The following is a 20,741-nucleotide window of genomic DNA, read 5'->3' on the forward strand; positions in this document are numbered from 1 at the left end:
TCGCAGAAAAACCAGAGCAAAGGCAGTACTGCAAACAGGTTTTGTGAGCGTAGTCTATGCCTGCATTGAAGGACGTCTCTGTTCGCCTGATGTCATCTGTTAATTGACATCAGTTTCGGATGCGTCGCCAGTTCCTGCAGGTCTTTTATATCGATCGGTTTTACGTAGTACTCATCACAGCCATGTTTTCGCGCCTGCTGACGGTGTTCATCGTCATTGTGTCCAGTTAAAGCTACGATGAGTGTTGAGTTCTTTTGATCAAGTCTTCGGAGTTCTCGAGCGACTTCCAGGCCACTCATGTCTGGCAGCATCAGATCCAATACGACAATTTCAGGTGGCGTTTCCTGAAACATTCTGATTGCAGTCGCGCCACTGGTGGCCACCAGAGGTGCGTGGCCCAGCTTTTCAAACAGGAGTGATATCATACGGGCAATGCCAGCCGTATCTTCAATGATCAGCACTCGACGGGAGGGAATGTTCTGGGAAGACAACGACGTCGATTCGGATTCCGCAAAGGTGGAGTTCTCTTCTGATTCCAGTGCGGGCAGTCTGACGGAGAATACTGAGCCCCGATCTGCGCCTTCGCTGTCGGCCGAGACACTTCCCTGGTGGAGTTCGACCAATTGTTTCACCAGGCTGAGTCCTAAGCCGAGTCCCCCTTTGGAATGCAGCTTCGAGCGTTGCTCCTGGGTGAATGTGGAAAATACGTCCTGCAGTAATTCGGGATCTATTCCGAAGCCGTTATCGCAGACTTCGATCACGGCGGCATCCCTGTCCTGTTTTGTGTTAAGCCAGATCGTGCCTTTTTTATCTGTATATTTTGAGGCATTTGTTAACAGGTTCGCGAAAACCTGTGCCAGCCGAATTTCATCACCTTCCAGGAAGATTGGCGTTTCTGACAGTTCCAGTTTCAAGTCTTGCTGCTTCTCTCGAATGAAGGGATTGACAGTTTCGATGGCTCGGTTCAGAACGTGCGTCAGGTCGAGTGTTTCTTTTTTCAGATCAATTTTGCCGTGCACAATACGGGATGCATCCAGCAAATCATTGATCAGGTGTTTCATTTGATCAAGTTGACGCTGCATTGTCTCGCAAGACTCTCGAATGAGAGATGGATCAAGATCATCCATCTGCAGCAGGCCCACAGCCAGTTCCATTGGCGCCAGTGGACCTCTTAATTCATGGGCCAGCATGGCAAGGAATTCATCCTTGCGACGGTCGGCCTGCTGTAAGGCTTGTGCTTTCTCTTCGTTTGCCTTGTTCAACGCAGCCAGTTCCACATTCGCTTTGTTAAGCTTACGTTGCAGAGTGATCAGGCTGTTATTCAACCGGCTGAGATCATCGTCCGACTGGTTCAGTCCTGAAAGAACCTGTGCTTCTACCTGTTGAGATGTTGCTGATAAAGCGGACCGGTTATCCGCCTGGCACCGGGATTGAATCAGCCTGTTGGCTACATCGATCGCGTCTTTTCCGTCAAGAGCAGCTGCATCGGCTCCCACACGCTTCCAGAGATAGGGATCGATATTAAAAGGATAGCCTCCTGCGAGGATCTTTACCTGTTCGCATCCCGAGTGGGAACGCACGATGCGAATGACATCGGCCATGGCGAATAAATGTTGTGTCATGGTGCAGGATATGGCGAGTATTTGTGCCCTGCTGGATGCGAGAGTCTCCGCTATGCTTTCCGGCGGTACGTTTGCTCCCAGGTAAATTGTATTCCAGCCACTGACTTCGAAGAGATCAGCTACAATCCGCAGACCCACTTCATGCAGTTCATCGCCGACGCAGGTTGCTACCAGGGTCTGGTCTGCAGAAGTGGTTTTGAGAAACCAGGGTTGAAGCTGTGACATGACAAACTGCGTTGCCGCGGTACAATAGTGTTCCTGGGCCACGCTGATTTGTCCCGTCTGCCATAAACGACCCAGTTCGTGCTGTGCAGGCTGAATCACATCCAGGTAAATCGATTCGATTTCGACTCCTGATTGAATGGCTTTCATCACCATATTCAGGGCGTCAGTGCGATGTGTAGCAAGCAGTGATGTCAGATAATTATGCTGTAGTTGTGCCAGTGGAGGACAGACACGCGCGGGGGGCTCAACGGGGCGATCGACAAGCAGTGAATTTCGAGCCGTATCAATATAATGCTGGACGACGTTAGCCACTTCCTGCGGAAATTCTGCTTCTACAACGCTAATTAACGCGTCCAGAAAGTGTGAGATCTCACAGAAATAGGGAGAAACTGATTCGGGAAGCCGGGTGACCCAGTGCACGTAGTCATTTAACAGAACCGTGCTTTTGAATTCTATACTGGCAGCGAGGATAAGAATATGGGTCTCAGACTGTTCAAGTCTTGTAACGGGCGGAGTTCCCTTATTCAAAGCAGAAGAGGATTCCAGATGCGAGCAAATGGCTTCCGCTATAGTTCGTCGCCCCTCTCTGAGCATGTGAGCAGAGATACGGGCTGTGTCTGTCACGCACATATCTCCGTAAGAAAGTAAACAATCACAACTCAGACTTTGTACAGTCTATATGATTCCTTTACAGAATTCAACAAGCCATGTGAAAATCAGGCTGAGGATGAGTCTGAAATGGACTCTTTCAGGCTGATTTTATCAAGCAGGCAGACCTCGATAAAATGAAATGTGTGGAGTGTATAACGCGCCTGTCTTGTGATATTCGTGGGAGTACCAGGAGGCCAACCGCGGCAATTTGTCAGGTGTGGTTTTTTCTTTTACTTGGACGAGTCCGCCAGACTGTGTCCAGTTTTACTGTAGCGTCTCCATGACCATTTGGACCGAGTATAATAGATCGGGAGACGCTATGGTTAAATGTGACGCGATCTAATCTGAAGATCGCGCTGTCGTATGCCTCTCGATTGATGGGTGATTTTCGAATTTCCAGGGCAGCACGACCTACTCCTGCAGGCGAGCACATGAATTAAAGTTGTTAATCAGTTATGAATGGTTCTTGCGGATGCGGTGTCTGGCGATTGTAGAATTTTGGGAAAGTTCAAAGATCCAACTGAAAGCGGATGCCGGCGACAAAGGCATCGGGGTAGATGCCGGAAGGGGTGGTGATGTACTGCAGGTCGGGCTGAATGATCAGATTGTCATTCACGATTGCCTTGTAGAAGACTTCGATCATCACTTCCTGGTCGGTGCCCCCCTGGTCGAGGTCGACCCAGCCCGCACCGGCACCGGTAACGTCTGCGTCGCGATTGCGGATCAGGCCGGTATAGGTGATGCCGGCCAAAGCGTCACGCGGTATCAGCGGGAAGGGAGAGTTTCCACTGCTGTAGGTGGGAAAGTGCTGGGCGAAGGCGGACAGGCCTTGCGGATTGTCTGAGTTACAGCCTGCTTCACGAATCAGCATCTGCTCGTACTGGAAATAGTAGCCGTATGCTCTGGGAATAGCACCGGAGGGGACTTCTCCGGGTGTTTCATAGGTGATGCCTGCAGTCAAGATGCCGGGCAGTTGCCTGAGTGGAGTCGAGTAGCGATATTCGAATTCGCCGATCAAGAGGGCGGAACCGTTATCAGAAAAGATACCGGCTTCATTGCTGCGGTAGGCATCCCAGATTCCTGCTTTGACGGTGACTTCATTAGAGAGGTCCTTCATGAGTACAACCGCCGGGCTGGGAGCCGGGAATGAAGGAAGTCCGGCTGAGGGGGAGAGCCCAAACGCCGAGTTAATGAAGTCGCTGGCGGTATCCATGGTGACAAATTCAGAACTCAGGTCCTGTCTGCCGATGCGCATGGTGATTCCGGTTTCGTACAGATCGACTTCCCACCAGAGTTCGCTCATTTGAGTAATGTTGTTGAGTGAGTCGATACTGCTGATGATCTGCGTGGCACCGACATTCTGTTCCAGCCCTCGACCATGAGTATTTTGAAACAGCACATTGATCTGACCTGGAATGGGGGCGTTGAGCTTTTCGAGGTCAAACGAGAGAGAAAGATCGAGCAGTCCTTCATAGTGTGTTGAGTTACTGGTTGATATTCCGCCGTGTGCGTTGGTGAAAACTTCACCATAGTAGACCGGCTGGAACGTGATACCGTTATCTGAATACAGTATAGAATCGAGAAAAATCTGATCTGGTGTGTCTGCTGATTCACTTTTGGACACGCAACCTATAGAGGCGTCCTCTGCTACGACATTTTCTACCGCGCATTCCTGCCCGACTGACTGGTAGGCAGGGAGCGCCACCAGCAGGAACATGTATGAAAGGAAGACCTTAAGCCGCACAGTTACGCTCCCCGTTTGCGCAACGTTTTCGATAACGGTATGAAAATTCAGAGTTGTGTACTCTTATCTTCGGCAGAAATAGAGAGGGACGTCCAGTCTGGCAAAATGGTCAATATGAGTTGAGAATGACGATTTCTAAGGGGTGAGGTGTTTTCGCAGAAACTTTTCGACGAGTTGCATGCGCTCTTTGTCGAAGAATTCCGAGCCGCCGTGTGCGCCGCCGTGGATGACTTTGAAGGAAACGTCGCGTTGATACTGTTCGTATTTGCCTTGCAGCTCATGTGACTGGTTGATGGGGACTTGCGGATCCTGGTCGCCGTGAATAATCAATAATGGCGGATCCTGTTCATCAACATGGAAGACCGGGCTGGCGAGTCGGGCGAGATCGGCTTTTTTTTCCGGTCGATCACCGAGCAGGAGTTCCAGCGCGGGGATGCGGACGCTTAAGCCATGCGGTGTGGACTGGGGAAGGATTGTCATGAAATTGGTGGGGCCGAAATAATCGACGATGGCCTGCACGCTGGATGATTGGTTGTCGAAATCGCCGAGATCTCCTTCGAGCTGCTGATTGCCGTTGGTGACACCCATCAAGGCAACGAGGTGGCCGCCGGCGGAAGAACCCAGGATGCCGATTTTGTCGGCGTTGTAGCCATACTTCTCAGCGGAGCCACGCAGGAAGCGGATGGCGGCTTTGATGTCGTATATCTGAGCCGGAAACTTTGCCACGGGTGAAAGACGGTAATCGACACTGGCGACGGCGAAGCCTTGCTTTACCAGATCGATGAGTGGCATGTTCGCTTTAGAGCCTGCACGCCAGGCACCACCGTGAATCCAGACCAGGAGAGGTGGCTGCTGTTTTACTTTGGGAAGATAGAGATCAAGCAGGAGCCGATGGTTGTCGGCGGTCGCATATTGGATGTCGTTGATCTGCTGGAAAGATTCCACAGCAAAACTCCTTTCCGGGACAGACAGCAGTAGCAGCAGACACAGGCTCAGCGAGCAGCGATTTCTCATTGACGTCTCTTTCAGTTCGCAGTCGAAGGTGGGGGGGCGGTCTGTTATTATAATCCCCTGCTCTCGCGAATGACACCAGTCGAGCATAAGGACTCACTGAAACTTTACTTGTTCGGGAAAATCTGGGCGAGATAAATCAACAGTAAAACGCTGCGAGCGGTCCAGGCAATGGTGCGGAGCCAGTTGGAAATTACCAGGCTGCGAATATGACGGGGGGAAAAGCGGGAGGCAAGCACCTGATGCCGGGGCACCTGCAGGAGTGCCGTGGAGAACCAGACGACAAACAGCAGACCGACGCCGGTCCAGGTGAAAGCGGGGCCCATGCCGGGGGGAGGCCAATAGACGATGGCGACAGTTGTGGCAGCTTCGGTCAGCATCATTGGGCCGACGGCAATGGTTGTGCGGAGTTGGTGGGCCTGCTGGTAGCGGGTGAAGCGGGCACGGCCGACCAGTGCGAACAGCGGATAATGCACGATCTGCACGAACCAGATTAAACCTGTCATATAGAAGGTAGAAACGAGTTGCAGCAGGAAAAGAGTTTTCAAGGCTGTGAAGCTCCCGGGTGAAGTACGCTGTATATAAGTTCTGGCGGGATTATTAATCGTTCGAAGTTGTATCGACTGCCTGTTCGAGTCGAATCAGCACTTCGTTGCGACGAAACGGGCCTGGTGTCCAGGGAGGATCATAACCGGCTGATTCGAAGCTGCCTGACTGATTCAGTCCTTTGTGTTTCATCCAGTCTCGCAATTTCTTTTCGGCCTGGGCAGTGGTGGTCTGATTCTTCCGTCCGCTGAAGCGGTAGACAGCAAAGCGTCCCCCCTCGCGTTGCTGAATGCGCACGTTCTCTCCCGTGGGTACCGGAATTCCCTGTACTTCAGTTTGCTGGGGGATAACGAATGACATCTGCCCGTCAGAAAGTTTGTTCTCGGGATCCATAAACACGGGGGTCGTCATGGAGACTTTCTGTTCCTGCTGGTTCGCTCCATCAATATAGCGGAACAGACGCATGAAACGGCCGTCCTGGTCGACAGGCTGTGCTTTGCTGTCTGTCGATACCAGCATCAAGTCGGGGTACTCGCGGATTTCGAAAGGGCCGTACGACTCAATCACCGTGTACCGGGCTGACTCGTACGCGTTTCGGGCTGTGAACTTCCAGCCAAAGTATAGTAGTATGCACAGTACAGTGGCGATGCCAAGGTAGATCATCTTTTTTCCAGTCATCCCGGGATTTTGGTGCGATTGCTGTTCCATGTTTAAAATACCGTTTTTGAACTACCAGAACCAGAATTACTGTCTATAAAGACTTTAGTCATTCGAGGGTGATTGGCAAATGTTATTTCTGAACGAAATCTCTTTTGCCGGATGATTTATTCAGGAGTCAGATTTCGATGAATGAGACCGACCAGAAGGTCAGACTGGTGAGTGGTCCCCTGCAGGCAGAGCGCCTCCCTGATGGCAGTCGCAGGTTATTGCGTGCTCTCATCGTAAAAGTGCGTGATGAAGAGATTGTGGTCCCCGCTGGTTTTGTTTCCGACTTTCGTTCCCTGCCCCGTGTGATCCAGATTCTGATTGACCCTGCCCGGGTTCAACTGGCGGGGGTCATTCACGACCGATTGTACGCCACAGGGCAATTCACGCGCTGTGAAACAGATACGATCTGGCGATTGACCGCGCAATCCGGTGGGGGTCATGCCAATTCGTTCCAGGCGTGGCTGGGCTGGCTGTTGATCCGGCTGGGGGCACGGTTCGCCTGGGATCGGGCACGGAAAAAAAGCCGCCTGGCGTGAACTCGCTAACGATACCAACTGTCGGGTTCCATGCAGGTTGGTATGGCCAATCTGTCATACCCGGTCGGTCAATGGTGACACCGTTGTCAGTGTCTAAGGGGGGCCGTGTTTGGCAGGTATAACAGGCTTTCGGAGCACTGGTGAAAACTCAATATTATGGCATGTTGTTTGCGTGAAATTTCCTGTGAAAATCACGGTCGCAATAGACTGGCTTCGCTGATATGATGCGCGGTAATGGCCATCTGCTGACAAACGTGGATGAATCACAAGCAACAACAATTCGATCTTGGCCACACCTATTGCCCCCTGGTTTTAGCCCTTCGTTCAGCACAAGTCCCGCCGTGAGTGAACGCGCTGAATTCCCGCAAGAGTTCGATTGGAGTGTGGTTCACAACAGGGGCGCCTAAAATTGCAAACCCTCCTTTCAAGGATAGAAGTTTCGTGTGGTCTCTGAAAACAGCCCAACGGGCATTAATTGCCGCCGGTTGTATGGCGATGATTTATACCCAGTTTACGATGTCGCCGGCGACGATTGAGTTCGCCCGTTCCCTGGGAGCGACAGGCTGGCATATCGGGATTCTGGGGGCTCTGCCGACGATGATGCTGTTTTTCCAGTTTCTGGCAGCAGTCGTGGCGAATCACCTGGAATACCGCCGCTGGCTCTGGTTACCGATCTCGATACTACAGCGACTGATTCTGGTTCCGATTGCCCTGATGGCGTGGCTGATGCCGGACATGTCTCATTCAGCCGAACTATGGTGGCTGATTGGTTTGACTGCTTTGAATCATGCCTTGATCCACTTTACGACGCCGCTCTGGTTATCCTGGCTGGGAGATTATCTGCCTCACAAGGGGCTCAATCATTACTGGGGTTATCGCCAGGTCTGGATGTACTGGACCGGGGCAATTTCGTTGCTGGGGGGGGCGATCTTTCTGGCAAAAAGCGGCCTGGATATTGGGGATGGATTTGCCTGGCTGGTCGGCATCGGCGCGTTGTTTGGCGTGTTCGATATCCTGTTCTACATGAAAATCGAAGAACCGCCGGTTACCAAGGTGAAAGAACCAAAGCTAAAAAAAGTCCTGCTTACACCATTTCAGGATCCCAATTTCCGTTCGTTTATCTCCTTCACCTGTTTCTGGCACTTTGCGGCGATGCTGGGGGCTCCGTTCATCAGCTATTACCTGCTGGATTACATTGGGATGGACGTATTCCGTCTGTTGTTGCTATGGACCTGCGCCTGGCTGGGGGGAGCTGTTTTTTCGAAGCATCTGGGCTCACTGGCCGATCATTATGGCAACCGGCCGGTGTTGATATTGTGTACGGCGTTTAAATCTACAAATATGATTGGCCTGCTGTTCCTGCCGCGAGATCCGACGCTGGCATTCTGGATTATGGTGCCTGTATTTATTGTGGATTCCCTGCTGAATGCAGGCATCGCCATTGCCAATAACGGGTTCATGCTGAAGAATTCGCCAGCCGAAAACCGGACAATGTATATCGCTGCAGGCACCGCGTTTGCGGGGCTGGTGGGAGGTGTGACATCCATAATGGCAGGTGGTTTTCTGGTGCTTGCTTCCGGGTGGAGCGTGACCATCTTTGGCTCTGAGTACAACAACTTTCACATGATCTTTGCGATCAGTCTGCTGATGAGGCTGGTGGCTGCCGTCTATGCCCGGACGATTCGCGAGCCCGATTCACACTGGACATCTCAAGTCGTGATGAAACTGGTCGGAGTTACACCATTCCGTATGCTGCGTTTTCCGGTCGGTCTGTATCGTTCTTTCCGACCCGATGAATTGCGGGGCAAATCCAGAAAAGGCAAACGCGAACTGAAACAACCGGAAGTCGTCGCTAAAACTGAGCCGACCTGACGTCACTCGTCGCTTTAGTTATACAAGGTTGCATTGTTGCGCGGGGTATTTCAGAATGGATGAGAGCCGGCTTGCTCTGCAGACCGGGAAATTCTGTTCTTTCACTACCATCGGGAGCCTCTTCCATGCGCGGGATGATTACTGTTTCTTTACTGGCTGTGGTGTGGCTGTTTAATCCGGGTGAGACTGTCCAGGCTGTTGAACCGCATGAGGACCGGTGTGTGATTCTGGTCAGCGTTGACGGGCTGGCCAATTTTTATCTGGATGATCCTCTGGCGGATATGCCGACACTGCGGAAACTGGCAAAGACCGGGGCGCGGGCTGACGGCATGGTCTGTTCGTTTCCCACAGTGACCTGGCCCAATCACACCACACTGGTAACCGGCACAACGCCTGCGAAGCATGGGGTAATCGGAAATAACTATCTGGATCGTAAAAGTGCGACGTCGGTTGCCTTCATTCCTGATCCCCTGTTTGACAAAGATCAGATTGTGAAAGTGCCGACAATTTATGATGCCGCCCATAACGCGGGGCTGGTCACTGCAGGCATCGTCTGGCCGGCAACGCGAAATGCTCGGACACTGGACTGGACCGTACCTGACATGTTCGGCAAAGAAGCCTGGCCAAAATACGGAACGCCGATCTGGCTGGAAGAACTCCGCGCTGCGGGATTACCTGTGGATCTGCATGGAGACTGGACGGGAGAGAGTGGCGGCGGCGTGAAGCGGGACTGGCTGTATACCCGCATGGCCCGGCATCTGTTTGAAAAGCATCCGCCGAACCTGTTGATGATTCACCTGGTCGAGGTCGATCATGTCGAACACAAATATGGTCCGCGGAGCCCGGAAGCGTACTGGGCCGTCAGCTATGCTGATGACCGGTTGCGGGATATTGTAGAAGCAATCGAGCGTTCGCCGCATCGTGATAAGACGACACTGGTCGTCGCCAGTGATCATGGTTTTTTCCCGATCTCGAAAGACATTCGCCCAAATGTGATCTTAAAACAGTCAGGGCTGATTTCTAATGAGAAGAAGCAGGCATACTGTCTGTCTCAGGGAGGCGGGTGTATGGTCTACCTGCTGGATGACGCGAAGCGGGGGGAAATGAAGGAAGAGTTGAAGAAGAAATTTACAGCAGTGGAAGGGATTCAGTCTGTACTGGATCAGGATGAATATACAAAGCTGGGCCTGCCTACTCCAACAGAAGATTCTCATGCTCCCGATTTCTGGCTGTCAGCGAAGTCCGGGTATTCGTTTACGAACAGTGATAAAGGGGACGATGTCGTCACGCCACGTAAGACGCCGGGGGGCACACATGGTTATCTGCCCGATCAACCGGACATGCTGGCGACACTGGTGATCAATGGATATGGGATCAAGCCGGGAACAAATTTAGGTAAAGTACAAAGCATTGATGTGGCGCCAACAATGGCCCGGCTGCTGGGGGTCGAATTGCCGACAGCCCAGGGAAAACCGTTAATGCCGGCTTTGCAGGACGATTGATCATTGCAGCCGGTGTTAAACCCGGGAAATGATCGTATGGTTGGGAGCGAGTTGAATCTGCTTGTTCTCGATGACAGACTCTGGTTCTGAATTCAGGACCAGAGTACCTGTGAACGGGATCGACACTGGTTGTGCCTGTGTCTCTGCCTGGGGAGTCAGGCGAGCCTGAATCCTGATGTCCTGGTATTGCATTGTAAAACTGCTGGACTGACTCTCATAAGCTGTCTGCAGGTTTTCTGGTGAAAGCCAGCCTGCGTTGAGGCCTTCTCTTCGAAACTGGAGCAGCCGCTGATACCAGTGAAACATCTCCGGGTCCCTCAGGGGGGCCTCGTTCCATTTGGCGTTGAAAAAAGCTTCGGCCTGTGAGGGAAGCAATGCGTCCTGCCAGATGTGAGGCGGATAATCTCCCCGGCGGCCGACGTCGACGGCGTCGCGGAGATGGCGGTCTTCAAAATCGACAAAAAACGGAAACGGAGCAGAAGTCGCAAATTCTTCACCCATAAAGATCAATGGTATGCCCGGATAAAGCAAGATGAGTGCAGCGGCTGCTTTCTGGAAGGATTTGGATGCCAACTGGTGAATACGCTTGCCATGCGGATGATTGCCGACACTATCATGGGTTTGAAGCGCGATCACCAGGGATGTCAGATATTGGTTGGTTGGATGGACGCTACGTTGAGAATCAGTCACGCGACTGTTTTCGTGTCCGGCATAAATGTAACCACACTGCAGCGCCTGGATAAGGTCGGAGGCCCCCTGGTAGTTTCGCTGTGTGAGATGGACGTCGGGAAGCGCATGAGAATAGAGAGAATACATCAGGCAGTCACACCAGATGCCCGAGTAGGCCTCCCTGCTCTGGTCAGCAGTAATCAGATCGTGATTAAAGACATTGGTTTCGGCAAAGAGATGTATGGGCCAGTTCACGGATTCGTTGTGTCTGGAGACGGCCGCTCTGATTGCTTCGAGAATATGAAAATGGCTGTCGTCATACATGCAGTGAACGGCGTCGAGTCGCAGACCATCCAGATGATACTCTTCCAGCCAGAAGACCGCATTTTCGGTAATGAACCGACGGACGGATTCGGAATCAGGACCGTCGTAATTGAGGGCTTCGCCCCACGGAGTGTGATGCCTGTCTGAAAAATAAGGGCCGAATTCAGAAAGATAATTTCCTTCCGGACCCAGATGGTTGTAAACGACATCAAGAAAGACGGCGAGACCAGAGCGATGGCATTCGTCCACGAAGGCTTTGAAATCATCAGGGGAACCGTAGGTATTTCGAACGGCGAACAGATTTACGCCATCGTATCCCCAGTTCCAGCGGCCAGGTGTCTGAGTGACCGGCATGATTTCCACCGCGGTGATGCCGAGCTCGATCAGTTCAGGGATATGTTCGATGGCCGCCTGAAACGTACCCGCTCTGGTGAAGGTGCCGACATGAAGTTCGTATATGATCAGATCCTGTTTCTTTATTCCCTGCCAGTCTTGATCGGACCAGGGGAAATCAAGCGAGTTACAGACTTGTGAGGCAGCGTGTACTCCCTGAGGTTGATATCGGGAGGCAGGATCCGGCCGGGAGACCTGGTCATCAAGCCGATACAAATAGCGATCGCCCGGACAGACGTGATTAAACGTGCCTTCGAAGTATCCCTGTGCTGTTCGTGTCAGGGAATGACGTGTCGCGTCTGCCTGGTTTCCTTTCTGCAGTTCAACGGCAACCTGTTTTCGTTGCGGAGCCCAGACGCGAAAGGATGTGGAATCAACGGTGAGCGGAGTGGCTCCTGATCGGGTATTTTGTAGATCAACCTGTTCTGCGAGACCAAACCAGCGACAACCTTCCAGGACGCCTGAAGTTGCGGTTCCCTGAGCAAGGTAAAGACGGTTTTTCCACTCCGATGCCTGGTGCAGATCGTAAACGCGTTGTGCCAACCGGCGGTCTGCGTTTCCTACCAGAATGGTGCGATAGCCGGCGGTTAATGCTGCCAGATCATTACCGGAATCACCGGAAAAAACAATGTTTGCGGGATCGTATCCGTTTTTTTCGGTCCACCATTCTAAAGCGAGTGCTTTGGAAACCGTTGCCGGCAGAAGATCAATCAATCCATCGCCATTGAAGGGATCAACGCTGTTAATAATCGAGTATGGGGCATCCGTTTGAGTCAGAACCTCCTGAACGTGATCAACGAGCGTTTCCAGTTGTGCCGCGTCTGCATAAAAGCTGAGTTTGAAACGCCCCTGTTTGACTGGTTCCTGGAGGCGGAGACCGTCAATTGTTTGCAGCTTCTCGCGCAATGAGTCTATGGGCATGGCAGCGATGATCTGGTCCTGATAATCCTGGTAGGCGGTGACCAGTGTGAATTCTCCCGATTCCTGTCGCTGGAAAATGGAAGTGCCGACGTCGCAGATAATCCACTCCGGAATGGGGAGTTGAAAATCCTTGATTGCCTGGGAGACGGATTCGAAATGTCTGCCAGTCACAAAGATCAGTGAGTTGCCACGGGCCTGAAACTGTTCCGACAGTACGCGCAGGTCTGACTGGTTGTGAGGATCCTGATTTAAAGGGATCAGGGTTCCATCCAGGTCGGTGGCAAGGACCTGTTCTGTGAATTGCGCAGCAGTATTCTGCGTAGACATCAATTGCTCCTTCAATTAAACGCGGTTCAGCCAGAGAATCTGATACGGATCCAGGACCAGTTGCTCTGATGTGGCGTAAGTTTTGTCGTCGATGACATTCAGGAAAAATCGACCGAGTCCTGCGGTACGGAGTTTGTTGCCTTCGATGACCTGTGTTTCGTCAGAGAAGTTAGCGAGGACGATCAGGCGATTTCCTTCATAGAGGCGGACGTATCCCAGGATATGCTCATTGGCTGTGGCGATGAGTTCCATATCCTGACCCGCGAGCGCAGGCAGAGATTTTCGCAGTGCGATCAGTTTCTGTGTGGATCGAAAAATCGTGGAGCGAATGGAACCGTTGCCTGATTTGATGTGGTCGTCCAGTTCTTCGAGAAACTGCCATTGCATCTTAGGACGATGAATCCAGCGGGAGTCACCGGCTTTAGCAGGGTCTTTCACGAAATCGTAATCGTTCAGCATGCCCCACTCTTCACCCAGGTAGAGAAGTGGAATTCCACCGATACTGAGGGAAACGCCGTGCAGCAGCAGCATGCGGCGGAGCGCCAGTTCTTTTTTCTCTTCGTTGTCTTCTTCAATCGCCTGTTCGAGTCCAGCGAGTGACGCCATCGTCCCGGAAATCCGCATATCGCCTGTTTCATGGTTTTCCTGAAAAGGAACGCCGCGCGCGAAAGAACCGGGGAATTGCCCTGTATAGAAATCGTTGAGGAATTTGCGATGGTCGTAGGCGTTGATACCAATTGCCTGCGCGTCGGCATCATCGAAGGTCCAGCCGATATCATCGTGACAGCGCAGGTAGTTCACCCAGGCGGTGTTTCTGGGCAGCTTATAGCGATGTCTGAGAGTCTGGACCAGCAATGAGACATTTCGCGTCGCCAGCGATTCCCAGAGCAGCGCCATCAGTGTGGGATTATAGGAGATCTGACATTCGTGTTCGCTGATATATTTGACGACGTCATCGGGGTGCACGATGGCCTCGGATTTGAACAGGAGACCTGGCGTAGCGATACGGGCCAGACGGTTGAATGCCTGAATCAGCGTGTGCGCTTCAGGGAGATTTTCGCAGCTGGTCCCCATTTTTTTCCAGATGAATGCGACCGCGTCAAGCCGGAGGATATCAATGCCCGTGTTGGCGATGAAGTACATTTCTTCGAGCATGGCGCGAAAGACAGCGGGATTGGTGTAGTTCAGATCCCACTGGAAACTGTTGAAAGAAGTCCAGACCCATTGCTGCATTCCATCATGCCAGGTGAAATTTCCGCGGCGGACAGTCGGAAAAATTTCACGCAGCGTGCGTTCATATTGTTCGGGTTTTACCCTGTCAGGGAAGATATAATAGTATTCCTGGAACTCACGGTTTCCCGATTGCGCCATTTTGGCCCACTCGTGGTCATCCGAGGTGTGATTGAATACAAAATCAAGCACCAGTGAGATCCCCGCTTCCCGGAGATCTGCTGCCAGCAGGCGGAGGTCGTCGATGGTTCCCAGACGCGGGTCGACCGAGCGATACGTGCTGATGGCGTAACCGCCGTCGTTATTACCGGGGCGAACTGCGAACAGAGGCATCAAGTGCAGGTACGTGAGCCCCAGGTTTTTGAAGTATCCCACCTGCTCGCGGAGTTTACAGAGGTTTTCGCCAAAGAGGTCTACGTAGAGGGCGCCCCCGCTGATGCGTTCTGACTGAAACCAGTTGGGTTCATTAATACGATGACGGTCGAGCGCACAGAGGTCCTCTGGTCGCTCTGCCCAGCCTCGGGCCGCGGTCAGCAGAACCTGTTCGATGTGATAGAAGAAATCGTACCGGGAACTGTAGAGCTGATACAGCAGTCCAAACAGAGGACGCCAGTGCTCATTCAGTCTCGTTTCAAATTCATGTTTTTTGACATCATCAATCTGGCTGGTGCGCCAGACTTCCTGCAATTGAGGCTGCAGGCGCTGCAGTGTCAGATCCGCTTTGAAGTCAATCTCATCCTGCGCGGTGCTCATTCGATCCGATCGTTGGGAATAGTAATCTTGTCTAAGAAGTTGTAATACCTGATGCCTTCGAGAATGCCCGCCGCGTGGGAAGCCTCTGCGAAATAGACGCGTGGCCTGTTACGGAGTCGTTCGAGCTCTTCACTGTGATTTCCGACGACCACACCCAGTGTGCGCCCCAGCAGCATGCCGGCGTCGTTACCGGAATCACCTGAAACGAGGACGTGTTCCGGGGCGAATCCCCATTTCCAGAGTACGTGTCTCATGGAAAGGTCACTTCCACCCCGCACCGGGATGATATCAAGATACATGCCGAGTGACATAATAACCTTAGCACGTAAACCCGCCTCCCGGAGAATTTTTTTGATGGTTGTAATACTGGGGCTGACACTGGTGTCAATTTCATAACTGATTTTAAATTCGGACTGATGTTCTTCAATTTGCGGGTAAAGACCGGGCTGCATATCGAGGACATCTCGAATCTGCTGCGGTTTCCAGGCGTAATCAATGGATTTTCGCCAGCTGAGGTCTGGAGTCAGATTTTCGCCGTAGTGTAATTGTGTTCCTGCATCCGTGTCGATCAGATCCGGTTGAGGGAGTCCCAGTTCTTTGATCAGTTCCATGGCCGAATCGAGTCGACGACCAGTGGCAATGCCGAAACCGATGTGATCATTTTCGCGAATTAACTCTACAAATTCTTTGAGAGCTTCATCATCACCGGTCAGTGTATTGTCCAGATCGGTGATAATCAACCGGTCAAATTCAGGTAGTCGGCGTGTACTGGATTTCTCTGCCAGATCTGCCAGTACCGGAGCGGGTGAATGCTCCAGAATATCATCCAGATCGCGCAGATAACGCTCAGCATGATTATTCCATGAATAATGCTCGCGGGTCCCTTTGATACCATTATCAGACCATTCGGCCCATTGTTCCGGTTCTGTTAATGTGCGCAGTAGTGCGTGTTCGATGGCCGATTTATCGAGCGGGTCGACGAGCAGACCATTTTTACAGTTGGCAATGATGTCACGGGGGCCACCATCATTGGTCGCGACAATCGGTAATCCGGTCGCTCCCGCTTCAAGCAGCGTCAATCCGAACGGTTCAGTGAGCGCCGGATTGATGAAGACTCCTTTCATAGAAGTCGCCAGGCGATACAGTTCGGGAACATCATCTGGTTTATGGGTTTTGGGATACGCGACTTTTCCATAAAGGTTGTAACGGTCAATCAGGTACAGGACATGATTAATGATTCTGCGCTGCGCCTTGGGGAGGTCGCGCAAATCGTCGCGCGTGCCCATGACCAGCACGAGATTAGCCAGTTCCTGCAGCTGTTCGCTTTCTCCGTAGACACGGACGAGCATTTCCAGGTTTTTCCTCTCATCGGGTCGAGCCATGGTGAGAATCATGGGCTTGTCCGGTTCCTGTAAAAAACAGTTGAGGTCCGCTGCGATTTTAGGCGTGGTCCAGTCTTTCGCTGCAGGTGAAAAATTAGTGAGATCGACGCCGGGGGGGATCACTTCCATGCGGGCGGGCTGATAATGATCGTAGAGTTCATACTGCTGCTGGACTTCCTGGTTGGTGCTGGTTACCACCATGGATGCGGTCTCAAGCGCCAGCTCTTCCGCTTCAATTCGTGAAGTGAATTTGTATTTGCTTTCCAGCCTTTCGACGGCCTGATGATCTTCTTTTCCGAGGGAGAGACGCTGGCGTTTGACACGTCCCAGTGAGTGTCCGGTAAAGACATAGGGAATGTGCAGCAGTCGCGCCAGTTGTGCACCGGCTGCTCCCGCATCAGCATAGTGTCCGTGAATGATGTCCGGCAGACCGGTGCGTCTGAAATGCTGGAGCGTCTGGTCGATAAACAGTTCGAGGTAAGGCCAGAGGGACTCTTTTCGCAGGTAGCGTTTGGGCCCAAAGGGAATACGGACGATCTTGGCATTTTCAGAAAGCTGTTCTTCCACCTGGGCGTAATCGTCGTCGACTTTAGGATCGATGATCTGCCTGGTGAGCAGTTCGACTTCACCTACGTGAGAGTGCGCTGCGAGTTCTCGAGCCAACTCCAGTACATATTTGACCTGACCGCCAGTATCGGCATCGCGACCCAGTTCGCAGTCATGTCCCCGAATCAGTCCGTGCAGACTGATCAAAGTGATTTTAAGGTCGCCGCGTTTATTTCTGGTCAGCCTGGCGGCGCTGGTCTCCGTCTGTGACGTTTTTTTCAATACGTTTCGGGCCATTTGATTTAGTCCTGTTTGTTCAAAATCAGAGAGTGAATAGTTGGTTTGGTGAATACACCCGGAATGACATATGTATTCGTGAGGACGGGGCGAGACGTTATGTGAGTGCAAGTAATTATTTTCCGGGTCGATACAGAACCTGAAGCCTGTGGTTCCGACAGCGGCTTCAGATTGCACGCTGAGTGATCACATTGATGGTTCAACGACCGGCGAAAGATGTTTCTGATTCCTAAACGGGAGGTGTAACAAGCCTTGTTAATCGAATTTCTCCTGAATAGTTCATCCTCGAGCCAATGTTCTGCCTGTTGAGTTAAGCAAAGGTCATGCCAAAGTCCGGTTCAGACGAAAAGTGATAATGGGACAGTTGTGGCTCAAAATATGCGACAGACTTGTCTCATATCTACTCATGTTGATAGAATGGGAAGCTGGTGTCGCATTCCGAGATTCCTGATTTGAGCTGTTTTGATCAAGTTTTACATCAGGTGCGCGCTGAGAATCTCTACGTATGCCTTCCCGGGAGATGAGATGCAAAAACCATTGATTGTCTGCTGTCTACAGGGCCGCAGTTCCAAAGGAGTGCTGCAGACGCTGGATTGTGAACTCCTGCGGTTGCCCGCTGCAGAGCAGTTACTCACAACCGAATATCCACGTCCGCCACGGCTGTTTGTCCTTCAGGCCCTGCCCCAGGATCATGACGCGACGCGGGCGTTGATCGTTTCCCTGCGCAGTCAATGGCCGCTGACGGATGTGCTGGTGTGGGCACCCCAGGCAGAGGGGGGCACCGTGCGAACTTATTTTCAGGCAGGTGCTCATGATGTGGTGCTGCAGCGCCAGGAGTCAAAGCTGGCAGATGTGATTACAGCCACACTAGAGAATCAGAAGTTTCTGCCCCGCATGCATGACCTGACTCGTCAGCGGAGTAAAGGCGCGCGATTTGAATCGATGTTGAGCCGCAGCACCGAGATGTGGGATCTGTTTGAACTTTGCACACGTGTGGCACCGACGGATGCGACCGTGTTGATTGTCGGGGAGACCGGCACGGGGAAAGAGCTTCTGGCGCGAGCCGTGCATCGACGTTCTGAACGTGAGGGGCGGTTTGTGGCGGCGAACTGTGCGAGTATCCCGGCTGACCTGATCAATTCAGAACTGTTCGGGCATGAGAAAGGTGCCTTTACCGGCGCGGACCGGGCGAAGAAAGGACTGGTAATGCATGCGAATAAAGGGACGCTGTTTCTGGATGAAATTGGCGACATGCCACCCGAGGCGCAACAGTGTCTGTTACGGATGTTGCAGGAAAAGCGGATTCGCCCCGTGGGCAGCCAGGTGGAGGCAGATATCGATGTGCGGATCGTAGCGGCGACGAATGTGCTGCTGGATGAAGCCGTGCGGGACGGAAAATTTCGCGAAGACCTGTTTTATCGCCTGGATGTGATTCGCGTTAATGTGCCTCCCCTGCGTCAGCGTCCGGAAGACGTGTTTCTGCTGTTCGGTCATTTTACGAAACGACTGGCGAAACATTATGGACTGGAACCTCCCACTTTTACGGACAGTTTCCTGGATGCATTGCTGGAATACGAGTGGCCGGGTAATGTACGTCAACTGGAAAACTTCAGCGAACGACTGGTGCTGGAACGCACACAGTCAGCATTGACGGCCCGTGATTTCGACAAACTGCGAAATACAAATCTGGTGGAAACGCCTCAGGTACGGGAGCATAACAAGCAGTCGGTGTGGCGTAAAAGTGTTGATCCGGCCCTGTCACTGCAGGAAAATCTGGACCCGGTGATGGAAGAACTGGAGCGGGAGTACCTGCAGGCAAAGCTTAAACTGCACGCAGGCCGGGTGTCAGAGACGGCCGAAGAGGCAGGAATCAGCCGACGCACACTGCTCAGGAAGATGAAGCAGTATGGGATTGATAAGCAGAAGTTTAAATCGTGAGTGATGGGATTTCACATTGCAGTTATCGAGCGCGAATCGCTTTCAGAATCGCGTCAGCAATAGCTTGCATGCCCTGATCACCGGGATGCGCGGCGACGCCAGCGTGTTGGAATTCGCGTTCCGAGCGGGCATAATTCTTTTCGTCTTTACTGAGTTTGCTGATGTCGACATAAGTTCCGCCTGCCTTCTGACAGGCCTGACGTAACGCATCGTCTTTCAGCTTGATTGGCCAGAAGCAGCTGCGTACGATGATGGTCGGATGATTTTCTGTCTGCAGTTGCTTGAGCAGTTTTTCGACGCTGGCCTGAAACTTCGCCTGCTCTTCTGTTGTTTTGAGTTGTGGGACGTTTTCTCCAATTGCGAGTATCACCAGGTCAGGGCGAAATGCAATGGTATCCTGAAGTTGTTCTGTGATGTCGAACGTTGCGTATTGCCGCTCGAAGGTGGCAATATTCTTAACCATGGTTTGAGGCGTGTTGCTACTCGATTCAGCAAGTGAACTCGCGACGATGTGGACGTAGTCCTTGTCCTGTCTGCTGGCAGCCATCCCCCAGTTGCCTTCCCAGCCAATTTTCTTTGAAGGGCCATGTAGCGTGATACTGTTGCCCAGGAATAAAATCCTTTGAAAGGTGTGGCCTGGCCTGGAGTCATCAGCCCGGATTGCTGCGCTCTGAATCGTGAAGACGAACGTGAAAATAAACGCAAAACCTGTTGACAATAAAGATCGCTTTTCAGGAGATCTGGATTTCATAATATGATGACTCTCTATTGGGAAATGCTTTTCTTCAGGAAAGATTGACACTTGTGATGAAAAAATTTAAGTCATTGTCGAAATGAACGGACTCTGTACGACGATATCATGTTGCCATGAGGCAGTGAACCGATTAATACATCAATTAAAGGAGGAGTATCCAGTCATGTCAAATAACATCGTCCGCCTGCACCGCGTTTTGAAAACGACACCGGAAAAAATTTACCGCGCCTTTCTGGAAGAGGACGCGATGGCGCGCTGGCTTCCACCAGATGGATTCACTGCCCGCGTTTACGAAATGGATCCTCAGGTGGGGGGGAGCTATAAAATGTCATTTACGAACTTTACCACAGGGAACGGCCACTCTTTCGGGGGCACTTATCTCGAACTCGTACCTCATACCCGCATTTGTTACACGTCGAAATTCGACGATCCCAGCCTGCCTGGTGAAATGAATACGACGGTCGACCTGAAACAGGTCTCCTGTGGAACCGAGATCAAGATTGAACAATCCGGTATTCCGGATGTAATCCCCACGGAATCCTGCTATCTAGGCTGGCAGGATTCGCTGGTTCACCTGGCAAAGCTGGTGGAGCCTGAAATTCCAGATTAACCTGTGTTCACTGGGCAACAGGCTGGAGCTTGATATCAGCTTCAGATTCCAAAAAAAACTGCTGTTTTCGGCCAACACATTGTATTTCCTCTCTGACCGAATTAGAGTAATTACTTAGGAAGGTTACTGAATCTTCGTCTGGTCTGAATTATTGCGCTGTAAAAAACAGCGGGCATCAAG

Annotated in this window: 14 protein-coding genes; 5 read left to right on the forward strand and 9 right to left on the reverse strand. The window is 52.0% G+C overall.

Going from position 1 to position 20,741, the window contains the following annotated elements:
• Nucleotides 1–92 precede the first annotated feature (92 nt).
• The 5 genes from GmarT_RS12740 to GmarT_RS12760 all read right to left on the reverse strand — a co-directional run bounded on the left by GmarT_RS12740 (nt 93) and on the right by GmarT_RS12760 (nt 6,462).
• On the reverse strand, nt 93–2,471 hold the full coding sequence (locus GmarT_RS12740; RefSeq protein WP_187782361.1) for an ATP-binding protein: 2,379 nt from the start codon (nt 2,469–2,471) through the stop codon (nt 93–95).
• Between the two features lie 535 nt (nt 2,472–3,006).
• On the reverse strand, nt 3,007–4,242 hold the full coding sequence (locus GmarT_RS12745; RefSeq protein ID WP_149302800.1) for a carbohydrate porin: 1,236 nt from the start codon (nt 4,240–4,242) through the stop codon (nt 3,007–3,009).
• 135 nt (nt 4,243–4,377) lie between these two features.
• On the reverse strand, nt 4,378–5,256 hold the full coding sequence (locus tag GmarT_RS12750) for an alpha/beta hydrolase (protein ID WP_002649450.1): 879 nt from the start codon (nt 5,254–5,256) through the stop codon (nt 4,378–4,380).
• A 104-nt stretch (nt 5,257–5,360) separates the two neighbouring features.
• Entirely contained in the window at nt 5,361–5,801 is a 441-nt protein-coding gene (locus tag GmarT_RS12755; RefSeq protein ID WP_002649449.1) for a hypothetical protein, read from the reverse strand.
• A 52-nt stretch (nt 5,802–5,853) separates the two neighbouring features.
• Nucleotides 5,854–6,462, reverse strand: a complete 609-nt coding sequence (locus GmarT_RS12760; RefSeq protein ID WP_198139457.1) for an SOUL family heme-binding protein — start codon at nt 6,460–6,462, stop codon at nt 5,854–5,856.
• A 182-nt stretch (nt 6,463–6,644) separates the two neighbouring features.
• Between GmarT_RS12760 and GmarT_RS12765 the strand changes: the two genes are divergently transcribed.
• From GmarT_RS12765 to GmarT_RS12775, 3 genes are all read left to right on the forward strand, one after another.
• A complete protein-coding gene (locus GmarT_RS12765; RefSeq protein WP_002649447.1) occupies nt 6,645–7,043 on the forward strand; it encodes a DUF1353 domain-containing protein in 399 nt (132 codons plus the stop codon).
• A 441-nt stretch (nt 7,044–7,484) separates the two neighbouring features.
• Nucleotides 7,485–8,915 carry an MFS transporter gene (locus tag GmarT_RS12770; RefSeq protein ID WP_149302802.1) on the forward strand — a complete coding sequence of 477 codons (1,431 nt, stop codon included), beginning with the start codon at nt 7,485–7,487 and terminating at the stop codon, nt 8,913–8,915.
• 125 nt (nt 8,916–9,040) lie between these two features.
• On the forward strand, nt 9,041–10,417 hold the full coding sequence (locus tag GmarT_RS12775; protein ID WP_002649445.1) for an alkaline phosphatase family protein: 1,377 nt from the start codon (nt 9,041–9,043) through the stop codon (nt 10,415–10,417).
• Nucleotides 10,418–10,432: 15 nt separating this feature from the next.
• Here the strand turns inward: GmarT_RS12775 and treZ are convergent, their stop codons facing one another.
• Genes treZ through GmarT_RS12790 form a run of 3 tightly spaced genes read right to left on the reverse strand, consistent with a single transcriptional unit; the run spans nt 10,433 to nt 17,259 of the window.
• Nucleotides 10,433–13,051 (reverse strand): malto-oligosyltrehalose trehalohydrolase, encoded by a 2,619-nt coding sequence (gene treZ / locus GmarT_RS12780; protein ID WP_002649444.1) that lies wholly within the window; start codon nt 13,049–13,051, stop codon nt 10,433–10,435.
• A 15-nt stretch (nt 13,052–13,066) separates the two neighbouring features.
• Nucleotides 13,067–15,034 carry an alpha-amylase family glycosyl hydrolase gene (locus tag GmarT_RS12785; RefSeq protein WP_002649443.1) on the reverse strand — a complete coding sequence of 656 codons (1,968 nt, stop codon included), beginning with the start codon at nt 15,032–15,034 and terminating at the stop codon, nt 13,067–13,069.
• Entirely contained in the window at nt 15,031–17,259 is a 2,229-nt protein-coding gene (locus tag GmarT_RS12790) for an HAD-IIB family hydrolase (protein WP_002649442.1), read from the reverse strand. The genes GmarT_RS12785 and GmarT_RS12790 overlap by 4 nt, the downstream gene beginning before the upstream one ends.
• 525 nt (nt 17,260–17,784) lie before the next feature.
• On the opposite strand from GmarT_RS12790, the gene GmarT_RS12795 reads away from it, so the two are divergent.
• Nucleotides 17,785–19,197 carry a sigma-54 interaction domain-containing protein gene (locus GmarT_RS12795; protein ID WP_149302804.1) on the forward strand — a complete coding sequence of 471 codons (1,413 nt, stop codon included), beginning with the start codon at nt 17,785–17,787 and terminating at the stop codon, nt 19,195–19,197.
• A 22-nt stretch (nt 19,198–19,219) separates the two neighbouring features.
• Here GmarT_RS12795 and GmarT_RS12800 read toward each other — a convergent pair whose 3' ends face one another.
• Nucleotides 19,220–19,948, reverse strand: a complete 729-nt coding sequence (locus GmarT_RS12800) for an SGNH/GDSL hydrolase family protein (protein ID WP_002649438.1) — start codon at nt 19,946–19,948, stop codon at nt 19,220–19,222.
• A 166-nt stretch (nt 19,949–20,114) separates the two neighbouring features.
• Here GmarT_RS12800 and GmarT_RS12805 point away from each other — a divergent pair, with 166 nt between their 5' ends.
• Nucleotides 20,115–20,561, forward strand: coding sequence for an SRPBCC family protein (locus GmarT_RS12805; RefSeq protein WP_002649437.1), 447 nt, complete (start codon nt 20,115–20,117; stop codon nt 20,559–20,561).
• Nucleotides 20,562–20,741: the final 180 nt, after the last annotated feature.

The organism is Gimesia maris (assembly GCF_008298035.1).
Taxonomy (GTDB): domain Bacteria; phylum Planctomycetota; class Planctomycetia; order Planctomycetales; family Planctomycetaceae; genus Gimesia; species Gimesia maris.